At 43.8% G+C, this 12,108-nt stretch carries 10 protein-coding genes; 6 read left to right on the top strand and 4 right to left on the bottom strand.

The features are described from left to right. Nucleotides 1–265 precede the first annotated feature (265 nt). Nucleotides 266–469 carry a CsbD family protein gene (locus JMX50_RS08605; protein ID WP_201564442.1) on the bottom strand — a complete coding sequence of 68 codons (204 nt, stop codon included), beginning with the start codon at nucleotides 467–469 and terminating at the stop codon, nucleotides 266–268. Nucleotides 470–914: 445 nt separating this feature from the next. Between JMX50_RS08605 and JMX50_RS08600 the strand changes: the two genes are divergently transcribed. Continuing rightward, nucleotides 915–1,604 carry a TetR/AcrR family transcriptional regulator gene (locus JMX50_RS08600; protein WP_201629227.1) on the top strand — a complete coding sequence of 230 codons (690 nt, stop codon included), beginning with the start codon at nucleotides 915–917 and terminating at the stop codon, nucleotides 1,602–1,604. Nucleotides 1,605–1,740: 136 nt separating this feature from the next. Then, entirely contained in the window at nucleotides 1,741–3,966 is a 2,226-nt protein-coding gene (locus JMX50_RS08595) for a molybdopterin oxidoreductase family protein (protein WP_201629226.1), read from the top strand. A gap of 87 nt (nucleotides 3,967–4,053) precedes the next feature. On the opposite strand, the gene JMX50_RS08590 is transcribed toward JMX50_RS08595, so the two are convergent. Both JMX50_RS08590 and JMX50_RS08585 read right to left on the bottom strand, forming a co-directional pair. Further along, nucleotides 4,054–5,379: a D-amino acid dehydrogenase gene (locus JMX50_RS08590; RefSeq protein WP_201629225.1), complete on the bottom strand. Its 1,326-nt coding sequence runs from the start codon at nucleotides 5,377–5,379 to the stop codon at nucleotides 4,054–4,056. A gap of 73 nt (nucleotides 5,380–5,452) precedes the next feature. Then, complete coding sequence (locus JMX50_RS08585; RefSeq protein WP_201629224.1) at nucleotides 5,453–6,205, bottom strand: YgfZ/GcvT domain-containing protein; 753 nt, start codon at nucleotides 6,203–6,205, stop codon at nucleotides 5,453–5,455. 334 nt (nucleotides 6,206–6,539) lie between these two features. On the opposite strand from JMX50_RS08585, the gene JMX50_RS08580 reads away from it, so the two are divergent. After that, a complete protein-coding gene (locus JMX50_RS08580) occupies nucleotides 6,540–6,893 on the top strand; it encodes a zinc ribbon domain-containing protein YjdM (RefSeq protein ID WP_270896626.1) in 354 nt (117 codons plus the stop codon). A 61-nt stretch (nucleotides 6,894–6,954) separates the two neighbouring features. Further along, nucleotides 6,955–8,256: a glutamate-1-semialdehyde 2,1-aminomutase gene (gene hemL, locus JMX50_RS08575; protein WP_201629223.1), complete on the top strand. Its 1,302-nt coding sequence runs from the start codon at nucleotides 6,955–6,957 to the stop codon at nucleotides 8,254–8,256. Nucleotides 8,257–8,398: 142 nt separating this feature from the next. Here the strand turns inward: hemL and JMX50_RS08570 are convergent, their stop codons facing one another. After that, nucleotides 8,399–8,803 (bottom strand): DUF962 domain-containing protein, encoded by a 405-nt coding sequence (locus JMX50_RS08570; protein ID WP_201629222.1) that lies wholly within the window; start codon nucleotides 8,801–8,803, stop codon nucleotides 8,399–8,401. 512 nt (nucleotides 8,804–9,315) lie between these two features. Here JMX50_RS08570 and ppx point away from each other — a divergent pair. Then, complete coding sequence (ppx, locus tag JMX50_RS08565; protein WP_201629221.1) at nucleotides 9,316–10,851, top strand: exopolyphosphatase; 1,536 nt, start codon at nucleotides 9,316–9,318, stop codon at nucleotides 10,849–10,851. Between the two features lie 327 nt (nucleotides 10,852–11,178). Beyond that, nucleotides 11,179–11,982 (top strand): acetyl-CoA carboxylase carboxyltransferase subunit alpha, encoded by an 804-nt coding sequence (locus JMX50_RS08560; protein WP_201629220.1) that lies wholly within the window; start codon nucleotides 11,179–11,181, stop codon nucleotides 11,980–11,982. Nucleotides 11,983–12,108: the final 126 nt, after the last annotated feature.

The following is a 12,108-nucleotide window of genomic DNA, read 5'->3' as shown; positions in this document are numbered from 1 at the left end:
AGAGTGGTGATGGGTAACAAGGATCGTTAACAATAAAACCGCATAACAATTAATTGCTATGCGGTTTTATCGTGTCTGGGTGTTAACTATTTTACATTGTTTGTTTTTCATTCAAACCTGCGATCCAGCATTCTATATATTGACACAGCTATCAATGAGCAATGAGCAATAAAAAACCGCATTATAATCAATGCGGTTTTTTTAATTACTTACTTACTTATAAAGATCTGTATTTACGACAAGGTTTTATAAGAGCAATTATTAATTAATATTTGTTTTCATTGCGCCATGTATCAACTTCACGCTCAGCGTCATCTTTGCTATGACCATAACGCTCTTGGACTTTACCCACAAGCTTATCACGGCTACCTTCGATATGTAGTAAGTCATCATCAGTCAGGTCAGCCCACTTCTGCTTCACTGTACCTTTCATCTGATTCCAATCACCTTTTAGGGTATGTTCATTCATTGTGATATTCCTTATTCTCGTTATTGCGTCTTGATAAAGCTGTTATAAAAGTTAAATCAACAGTTTATATGACGCTTTAGTATGTAGATTATTATTTATGATTCTTATGACACTTTCAGTACTGCGTTTCAGTACTCTACAACTAGCCAGTGGCTAACTTGTGCTACCAATATATGAATTTCAGCGCGCCTTGTCTGTATGGCCAATGTTTGCAGTGTTACTCAATTATGATAAAAGCCACCACTATGTTATGGGCCGCATAGTTGTGTAAGAGATAGGGCGTTTTCTCAGCATGATAGGTAAAGATTGACTGTTAATAATCCTTTGCTTCAGTATTTAAACCTATCTGAGTATTTAAATATAGACTTATCGTTTAAATGGCTATAGCCTTATAGTTGAAATAATAAATACGTTATACGATTGATTCATCTACGGTAGATTGACAGTGAATGCACTTAAGGTAGTAAGTTCTATAAAAGCAGAATCGAAGCGTGATTTGGCCAAAGCAAAGACGCGCCATGCGCTGTTAAAAAGTGCCTTGCAGCTGTATAGCTTGGAAGGCGCTTGTGGCATGAGCATGAACAAAATCGCCAAAGGTGCCGGTATTGCCCAGCCAAGTTTTTATAATCACTTTGATAGCTTAGAGGCGTTGCAGCAGGAGTTAGGCGCACAGCTGAAAGACAACTATTTATCACCGATGCGTATGGCGTGGGTCGATATGCTTAAAGACCATGCAATGCTGTCTAAAGAGGCGTTTAATCAGCGTTGCCAACACTGCTTGACGATGATTTTTGCTGCCGCCTTTCAGAATATTGCTTTATTTCAACGTTTAATGGAAGACAGTCTGCGCTTTGATTCAAAAGTAGAGGATAAAGGCTTGGGAAGTCTAATCACAGAGATACGCGAGGAGTGGACCAAGATATTTATGCAGGGCTTGCAGTCAGCTGAGTGTTCTTTTGAGGCGTTTGACGTTCATCTCTGCGTTGATATCGCTGCCGCCCAAGTACATGAGTTGATATTAGGTTGTCATCAACAGCGCTATTCACAGCAGCAAGCCATTGCCATGTTGTGCAAAAACTTTGATGGACTTTTTAGCAGTTTTTTCACCAAAGATAGGCACAGAGTGGAAGGTTAGTTATTGAGCTTATCAATGCTTAACTTTGGCTAACGCTCAATATTTTTAAGATGAGTAAATTTACTACCTTTATTAAACCTATAAAACGGAATTTATATAGTGAAAGCGATAGTAAAAAATAACAGGGAGCGCGACCATGGCTAGTGAACAAAGCAAGACGAATGAGCAAACCCATTTTAGAACCTGCAATTTATGCGAAGCGATGTGCGGTATTGTCATCCAGCACGATGGTGAAAAAGTGCTATCGATTAAAGGTGATAAAAACGACCCATTCTCCAAAGGTTATATTTGTCCAAAAGCGACCGCCTTGCAAGATTTGCATGAAGACAGTGATCGCCTGCGTCATCCCGTTGAGAGAACGGCTAACGGTTGGAAAGAGATTAGCTGGCCTGAAGCTCTCGATAAAGTGGCCGCGGGTATTCAGTCGGTACAAAAGAAACATGGTCAAAATGCTTTCGGTATTTATCTAGGTAATCCCAACGTCCATAATTTGGGCGGCATGTTAACGATTAAGCATTTATTAAGCAGTATAAAGACGCGCAGTCGTTTTTCTGCGACTTCCATCGACCAATTGCCGCACCATATTGTCAGTATGCATCTGTTTGGGCATATGCTGCGTATCCCTGTGCCTGACGTCAATCGTACCCAATATATGCTTATCATTGGCGGTAATCCGCTGGCGTCTAACGGCAGTATTATGACCGCGCCAAATATGCGCCAAAAGCTAAAAGATATCAAAGCCCGCGATGGCAAGGTAGTAGTGATTGATCCAAGGCGCACCGAAACGGCAGATATTGCTAGCGAGCATCATTTTATCCGCCCAGCGACAGATGTCTTACTCTTGCTTGCCATGCTCAATGAAATCTATCTCCAAGGTTATGCGGACAAGGCACGCGCTAAAAATAATAGAGCGGCGGCGCTCGCGCCAGAGATTGAGCGCGTTGCAGACTTTGCCAAAGACTATAGCGCCGAATCCGTTGCTGATATTACTGGCATTGCGGCAAGCGAGATTAAACGACTGGTCAAAGAGTTTTGTGAAGCTGAAAGCTCGGTCTGTTACGGGCGCATGGGCGTATCGGTGCAAGAGTTTGGCTTATTAAGCCAGTATCTCATCATGGTCATCAATATTGTCACGGGTCGCTTGGATGAAGTGGGTGGTCTAATGTTCCCCAATCCTGCGGTCGATGTGGTCAATAACTCAGGCCCAGGTTATTTAGGTAAACGCCATAGTCGCGTGAGTAACTTGCCTGATTTTAATGGTGATTATCCTGTCGTGGCAATGGCAGATGAGATGCTAGTAGAAGGCGCGGGGCAATTAAAGGGCTTTATGACTGTCGCTGGCAACCCTGTCTTGAGTACGCCAAATGGTGAAAAGTTAGATACGGCGTTTGCCAACTTAGATTTTATGGTTGCGATTGATTACTTTGTGACAGAAACCAGCCGCCATGCCCATATCATTTTGCCACCCGTATCGCCACTAGAGCGTGACCATTATGACGTCACCTTTAATAATTTCGCTGTGCATAACGTCGCTAAGTATTCAAAAGCATTGTTTTCTAAGAAAAAAAGTGCCAAACATGACTGGCAAATCTATTTAGAATTAGCAAAACGTCTAGATAAAAAAGCAGCGCTTGCAACCAAAATTGAGCGCCGATTGGTCAATATTTTAGGACCAAAATTTATGCTTGATCAAGGGTTAAGACGTGGACCTTATGCTGGCATGAGCCTAAATAAGCTTAAGAAAAAGCCGCATGGGTTTGATTTAGGGCCCCTCAAAAGGATGCTACCGCAAGCATTAAAGCATAAAGACAAGCAGATTCATCTTAACGTTAATTTTTATCAAGCAGATTTAGAGCGCGTACAGGAGATGATGCAGAACTATGACGATAAGCAGGTGTTATTAATCGGTCGTCGCCATGTCCGTAGTAATAATTCGTGGCTGCACAATAGCTATCGCTTGGTAAAAGGTAAGCCGCGCTGTACGCTTATGTTGCATCCTGAAACGGCCAAAGAATACGGTATTGAAGATGGTCAAAACGTAAAAGTTAGCTCGCGCGTTGGTAGCGTGATTATTACCGCAGAAGTAACCAATGAGCTGATGCCAAAAGTGGTAAGTATCCCTCATGGTTGGGGTCACGGGCGTAAAGGCGTGAAGCAAAAAATTGCGCAAGCGCATGCCGGCGTCAGTGTCAATGATTTGACGGACGACACCTTAATCGATCAGTTAAGTGGTAATGCAGCGGTCAATGGCGTACCTGTGCAATTAGAAGCAATTCCGCTAGAAGTGGCTAATTTGGAGATTACCGATTCAAGCGTTTATTCTGACGTTAATGCCGATATTAAATCAGGAAGCGCTGCATAAAATAGCTCTAGAAAATTTTTAATGTAAATAAAAAGGCACTTATAAAAGTGCCTTTTTTTACGTTCCTAATTTTTACGTTTTTTATTTTTACGTTCTTAAGCCAACAAAATCAAAGTCGACTGGCGGCGTCTCACCCTGTATCAATAAGCTGAGAGCCTTTGCCGAACCACAAGCATGGGTCCAGCCAAGCGTGCCATGACCGGTATTGAGCCATAAATTATCGAAGCTAGCGTCTATATTATGACTACCATGACGGACTTGACCCTTATGCGCGCGCCCTATTAACGGCACATTAGAGGGTGTCATTGGGCGCAGCCCTGTCCAGTATTGCACAGAATCGGCAATGATGCCTTTGGGAAATAGCTGCTGTACACGGCGCGTGATAGCTTCACAGCGGGTGGCATTCAAATCCAAATTGTAGCCGTTAAACTCTGCCGTGCCGGCAACCCGCAATTTGTCACCAAGGCGTGAGGTGACCAGCTTAAACTCATCATCAATGAGACTAACAAAGGGAGCTAAATGCGGCGCACGCGGATTGATTTCATAAGTAGCCGAGTAACCTTTAGCAGGGAAAATTGGCAGGTGAATATTGAGCGGTTTCATGAGTGATACGCTATAGCTGCCAAGTGCCAGTACATAATTATCGGCGCTAAAGGTCTGCGCGTTCTCTCTCTTGGGACGAATGGTCATACTATGCACATGCGGGCGAGCAGAATGGGCGTCGGTGTTTAACGCCAAAATTTCGGTATCGTATAAGAACTGCACGCCAGCATCGACGCAGCGCTGAGCCAAACGTTGGGTAAATAAATGGGCATTACCCGATTCATCACGGCTGGTATAAGTCGCGCCTTTGAGCTTATGAGCAATAGGATAAAGCGCAGGCTCGAGGCTAACCGCGTTATTAATATCAATGATATGACGCTCACAGCCGAGCTCTTGCATGCGCTCGGTTGGCGCGATGGCGGCATCAAATTCAGCTTGGTTGGTATAAAAATGCATGATACCGCGCGTTTGCTGCTCGTAATCAATACCGATATCAGTACGCAGCTGTTGTAGTGTGTCACGCGAATACAAGCCTAGATGTACCATTTGTACCAAATTGGCATCGGCTTTATCTGCACGGCATTCTTGTAAAAACTGCATCGCCCATTTCAATTGCGCTTTATCAGCACGCAAGCGGTAGAGCAGCGGCGCATCTTCCTTAAACAGCCATTTAAGCGCTTTCATAGGAGCCGCAGGATTGGCCCAAGGCGTCGCGTGCGAGACGGATATCTGCCCACCATTGGCAAATGAGGTCTGCATACCGGCGGCTGGCTCACGCTCAATCACGGTCACATCGTAGCCTGCTTGGCGAAGATACCATGCGGTGGTCACGCCCACCACGCCTGCTCCGAGTACCGCAATATGGGTCATAGATTGCTCTGCTGCGTTTTTACTAAAGGATTTTAAAAAGTACTTACTGTTTTGTGTTATCGATTATTCCGCGTTATTTTTGACGGGCGACATCCGCTTGCAGTGCTGGTGGTAAGTCTAATATCGTAAGCTCGCTGTCTGCTAGATGCTCAGGGCGGGCAACAACCAATGCCTTAAAACCATTGCCGTTAATATTGTCATCTGCAAGCGCATTAACTACCTGAATTTTTTCTAACTTATCACCTGCTGCTGGTACATCACCTGTGCCGCTGACATAATGTAAAAAAGTTTTTGGTGCCGCTTTAAAGTAAATACGGGCGATGACTTCTTGACCCAAGTAACAGCCTTTATCGTAGTCCATACCGCCGCGCTGATGCAGACGTAGCTCTTGCGGTTGAAACAGTCCTTGTGTTGCAGCAACTATCCAATAGTTACCAATGGCTAGACTTGCTTGCATCCACGCTTGGGTGTCTGCTGGCGTATTATGTTCCTCTTTATGGCTAAAGGTCGGCTCATCGGCAACCACGCAAGGATAAATGGGCGTTGGCGCGCTGGTATCAAACTTTGAAAAGGCACCGAATTTCTTTAAATGCGCTTGAAAAGCCTCCGCACAATCGGCGCTGATAACCACGTCAAAATGCTTTTCTTCTTGTTTTTTAATCCATAGCCCAAAGTCGATACGACCTTTTAAATTGCTAAGCGCCGTTGCTTGATAGCTAAGTCCGAGCTTGGTGACATCAGAGGTCAGCTGCCCTTGTAAGAATTTTTCCGCATCCTCACCTTGAATGGTTAGCTGGGCAAATTGTGGCAATGTTGATTGAGTCATTATTGTTGTCCTATTTATCAGTCGCTATAGCCTCAGATATTAGGGTTAATACTGAGTTATTAAAGTGGTTGTTCACGTAGTTGGTAAAATAATACTTAAAGTAGTGTTTGAGGTTTTCACCATCTAAAAACAAATGGCTATCAAACCAAATTTGGTTAAAGCAGAGTACCATAAAAAACCACGTGATAAAAAATGTCCGCTTTACCGCATAAGCAAATATGACAATTGAGCACAGCACAGTATTCACAGCCGAAGCGATTGGTTAAAGCTGGCGAGTTACGGTACAATGTTAGCTCTAGAATACACCCAATTTATCACGGCTGACGAGGAAATTATGAGCTTACCCAATTGCCCAAAATGCGATGCTGAATATACGTACGAAGATGGTGCGTTACTGGTATGTCCTATGTGTGCGCATGAGTGGACCGCGGCTGAAACCGATGCGGCGCAAGCTGAAGCGCAAGATGCGGTCATTCGTGATGCGGTCGGTAATGAGCTGCAAGATGGCGATACCGTCACCGTGATTAAAGACTTAAAGGTCAAAGGTTCATCAACCATTATCAAAGTCGGTACGAGAGCAAAAGGTATCCGCCTATTGCCAGATGCGTCTGATGGTCATGATATCGACTGTAAACTGGATGGTTATGGACCAATGAAGCTGAAATCATCAGTGGTTAAAAAAGCCTAAGTTGTTGTTAATTAAGTGATTGTTAATAAAATAAGACCGAATGAATAAGTAGAGAATAATTATGAGCACTAAAAATGAACAACTCTTTGCGCAAGCACGTAAGCATATTCCTGGCGGCGTAAACTCACCGGTTCGCGCCTTTGCCGGTGTCGGTGGTACGCCTATCTTTATGCACCGTGCTAACGGCAGCAAAATCTATGACACCGAAGACAATGCTTATATCGATTATGTCGGCTCTTGGGGCCCGATGATTTTGGGTCATGCGCATCCAAAAGTCATTGATGCGGTTAAAAAAGCCGCTGATGACGGTTTGAGCTTTGGTACACCAACGCCGTTTGAAACCACGGTTGCTGATAAGATTTGCGAAATCGTCCCAAGCGTTGAGATGATTCGAATGACCAGCTCAGGTACAGAAGCGACCATGAGCGCGATTCGTTTGGCGCGCGGCTTTACTGAGCGTGACAAAATCGTTAAATTCGAAGGCTGCTACCATGGGCATTCAGACAGCTTATTGGTAAAAGCGGGCTCAGGGATGCTAGATATTGGCGAACCAACATCAAAAGGCGTGCCAGCCGATTTTGCTAAGCATACGATTACCATTCCTTATAATGACCCACAAGCGATTAAAGACTGCTTTGCGAAATGGGGTAGTGAGATTGCTTGCGTGATTGTGGAACCAATCGCCGGCAACATGAATATGGTCATTCCAACCCAAGAATTCCATGATACTTTGCGTGCAGAATGTACCGCCAACGGCGCGGTATTGATTTTTGATGAAGTGATGACTGGTTTTCGTGTCGGACTTGGCGGCGCGCAAGCGCATTTTGGTATTGACCCTGATTTGACTTGCTTTGGTAAAATCATCGGTGCCGGCTTACCGGTTGGTGCTTTCGGTGGTAAAAAAGAAGTGATGTCTTGTATCGCGCCACTTGGCGGCGTCTATCAAGCGGGTACGTTATCAGGTAACCCACTGGCAATGCGCGCGGGTATTGCGATGTTTGAAGACCTAACCGTCGATGGCTTTTATGCTGAATTATCAGCGAAAGTAGATAAGCTTGTTGATGGCTTCCAAGCTGCGGCAGATAAGCATGGTATCAATCTGCGCACCAATAAATTGGGCGGCATGTTTGGTATGTTCTTTGTTAAAGACAAGGCGACAAACGTACCGCAAAACTTCGATGAAGTCACCGAATGCAATATGAACGTATTTAATACTTTCTTCCATGGCATGTTAGATCGCGGTATCTACCTTGCGCCATCGGCTTATGAAGCGGGTTTTATGTCAATCAAGCATAGTGATGCCGACATTGAAGCGTCTATTAAAGCGGCTGACGAGATTTTTGCAGAAATGGCAAACGCTTAGTTTGAAAACTATTAGACTACATTAAGAGTATTTGGCTCTTAATGGTAGAGATTAAAATAAAAAGCCAGCATGATTTATTATGCTGGCTTTTTCGTGTTTGTTAAATTAAACCAATTAAATTGAGCCTATTGAATTATGCCTATTAAATTTTATCAAACTTACGGTCTTTTAAGCTGAGTCTGCCACGTAATACATCGCTATACATGCGAAAGTCACTGACAAAGCTCTGTAGAGGGAATTTAAAAGAGGCCGGTTTGTTCTTTTCAAAGAAAAAATGTCCGACCCACGCGCAGGCATATCCTGCCGCAATACCTTTCAGTAGTGGCTTTGCCGAGCGATTCTTAACAGATTTTGCCAATCCCAACAGTCCAAAGCTACTACCGGCGAAATGCAAACGGCGGCAAGCGATATTTTGATGTTCGTTTAAATAAAAATCGTAAAATTTCAGCTTGGCTGGACGTTTTATATGGATAAGGCTGCTATGACTGGTTTTTTCCGTGCCAGCAGGAGCGTTGGTTTTTGCGGCTTGGGCGGTTGTCTGATTCATGATTTCTGCTTCCTTGCAGGTTGTTATTGATTGCGCGTCATCATTCCATGATGGGCTTTAATGGTAAAAATGGGTGCTTATTATATATATCGAATTATATCTATCGAACACTTATCGCCATAAGTAAGTGCTTGTTCTCTATTATAATATAGAGAATTACGGCGGTAGCAAGCCCATATTGTTAAATAGGCTATGTTAAAAAAGTATGAGAAGTGGTCGCTGTTTTTTAAGGTTAAAGAGTGTTTATTTTAGGTTTAATCCGTAGGTAGTAGTGCTAGCGTCTTACTTGCCAGCGTTTTGCATAAATGTTTTAATGGCAAAACTTGCTATAATCCGCATAATAATAGTTTCAATATACAAAAGCCTTATTATAAAAGCTCTGGTTTATATAAGAAAACCCTTATATAAAAAGCCTTATATAAAAAACTTAAGTTCCATTCCATGTATTCTCTATTTTAAAAGCCTTGGTGCTCTTAAATATCTTTTTATCTGACACGGTAACGATCTCGCTTATGCCCAAAGACTACCTGAAAAACCCACCACTTGCTGATGATGAAATGATGGCAGCCATTGATATTGGCTCTAACAGTTTTCATCTAGCCATTGCACGCCTCGACCATGGTGAGGTGCGAAAAGTGGTGTCTATGTCTGAAAAGGTGCAGCTTGCTGCCGGACTCGATGAGAATAATATATTGGGCGCTGCCGCTGAAAAGCGCGGTCTTGAATGTTTAAGCCGCTTTGTCGCCCGTTTAGATTCGGTGCCACCTGAGCGTATCCGCGTCGTCGCGACCAACGCCTTACGCCAAGCCAAAAACGCCAATGACTTTATCACTCGTGCCAATAAAATTTTGCCCAAACCGATTGAGATTATCGCTGGACGTGAAGAGGCGCGTTTGATTTATTTGGGCGTCTCGCATACCAATGCCAGTAGTGACAAACGCTTGGTTATTGATATTGGTGGTGGTTCGACAGAATTTATCATTGGGCAAGAGTTCGATCCGTTATTGACCGAAAGCTTACAGATGGGCTGTGTCGCCTTTACCCAGAAGTATTTTGCGGACGGCTTGATTACCAAAGACGCTTTTAATAATGCCATCTCAGCGGCGCGTAAAGAGGTGCTAGCGATTAATGGGCGCTATCAAAAAGTTGGCTGGAGTAGTGTCGTTGGCTCGAGTGGCACGATTAAAGCGGTGCGCAACGTCCTTGTTTCAAAAGGTTGGGCAGACGAGCAAGAACGCATCACTTATAAAGGTGTTAAAAAGTTAGAGAAATTATTGCTTAAAATTGGCAACGTCGATGACATTGATTTAGAAGGCGTGAAAGAACACCGTAAAGCGGTATTCCCAGCGGGCGTTGCGGTATTGCGAGCCATCATGAAGGTGCTCGGCATCGAGACCATGGTGTACTCAGATGGCGCGCTACGTGAAGGTGTCATGTACGATATGCTTGGTCGCTTTGCAAGTGAAGACGTGCGTGACCGCAGTGTTTTGGCACTGATAAAGCGTTATTCAGGCGATAAAAAACAAGCCAAACAAGTGGTTAAAACCAGCCTTAATTTATTTGAACAAGTCAAAGCCAAGCTTGCACTCAATAGCGAAGATGGCGATTTGCTCAGACGGGCGGCGTCCTTACACGAAATAGGTTTGGCGATTGCTCATAGCAGCTACCATAAGCACAGTGCTTATTTGATTGAATACTCTGATATTCCAGGATTTTCGCAAGTGGATCAAAAGCGGATGGCACAATTGATGCTTAATCATCGCCGTAAGCTTAAAGCGGATATGCTAGAGCAGGCGTGTACCATCGGCGGCGATTCGCTCGTTTATCTGTGTTTGCTGTTACGCTTAGCGGTACTGGCGCACCATAGTCGCAGCGATCATGAGTTACCAGAACTAGAGCTGAAAGTGATTGATGATAATCGTTGGCAAATCACGGTTGGTGAGAGTAGTGAGCACTATGCTTTCTTACTATCAGATTTGCATACTGAGGTTGAGCAGTTTGCTAAATGGGGCGTGAAACTGAGCGTGGTTGAGGCCAAGTGTGATTGAGGCATCAGTGCTAATTCTTGATACTGGCTTTTAACACTGATTTTTAACACTGATTTTTAACATTGATGTTTAACGCTAAGCCGTTACTATTGTAATAATTGCGCTACAGATTAACGTAACAAAAGCGGCGTTGTTGGTAATGTCATGCTATTTAAGATGTGCTACTATAGCTTCTATTGAGTTTACAACTGTACTTTGATAATCGATTGTCCAAAAACCGATAGCGCCGACAATCCTGTTATTTAGCTTTGTCATCTAACATTGTCGTTTAACAGCGTCATTATTAAACATCACCATATTATATAGAATTACGAAAGGGAAGCGTCTATGAGTACCGTCTGGGATAGCGTTCAGCTTGCACGGCATGCCAAACGTCCATTGTTTATGGACTATGTGAATCAGCTGTTTACCGAATTTGATGAGTTGCATGGCGACCGTGCTTATGCAGATGATAAAGCTATCCTTGGCGGTCTTGCGCGCCTAGACGGCCAGCCTGTGATGGTGATTGGTCAGCATCGTGGTCGTAGTACGCGCGAGCGTATTGCCCATAATTTTGGTATGGCCAATCCTGAAGGCTATCGTAAAGTTATTCGTTTGGTAAAAATGGCTGAGCGTTTTAACATTCCGGTGATGACCTTTGTCGATACCCAAGGCGCTTACCCCGGTATCGGTGCTGAAGAGCGCGGGCAAGCGCAAGCCATCGCCGAAAGTATCGCCGTGTTTTCTAGCCTGAAAGTGCCTATCATCGTCACCATTATCGGTGAAGGTGGCTCAGGCGGTGCATTGGCAATAGGCGTTGGCGATAAGGTAAATATGCTGCAAAACAGTATTTACTCTGTCATTTCTCCAGAAGGCTGTGCGTCTATCCTGTGGAAAACGGCCGAAAAAGCACAGGATGCCAGTGAAGCATTAAAATTAAATGCGATTAATCTCTATCAAATGGGTTTAATTGACGCGGTTATCGATGAAGGCGAGGGCGCCCATATTCAGCCGCAGCCAGTCATGACGGCGCTAAAAGCATTAATCGTTGAGCAATTGGATGAGATTAAAGATATGGATGCGCATGAGCGTTGCGAGCTACGTTATGAGAAGTTAAAATCCTTTAACTCAGAAGTGATGTTGCCTTGCTAATAATTTATATTGCTAGGTTACTTAAACTTAGCTTTTAACGATATCGATTTACGCTTAATGTTAAAATAAAAACGTGTCATTTTATGGCGCGTTTTTTTGTGCCGATTCATTTATATGTCAATTGAT

The sequence above is a fragment of the Psychrobacter maritimus genome, from assembly GCF_904846345.1.
Taxonomy (GTDB): Bacteria; Pseudomonadota; Gammaproteobacteria; order Pseudomonadales; family Moraxellaceae; genus Psychrobacter; species Psychrobacter maritimus.
The sequence above is the reverse complement of the archived record's forward strand: the minus strand, read 5'-3'. Positions and strand labels throughout refer to the sequence as shown.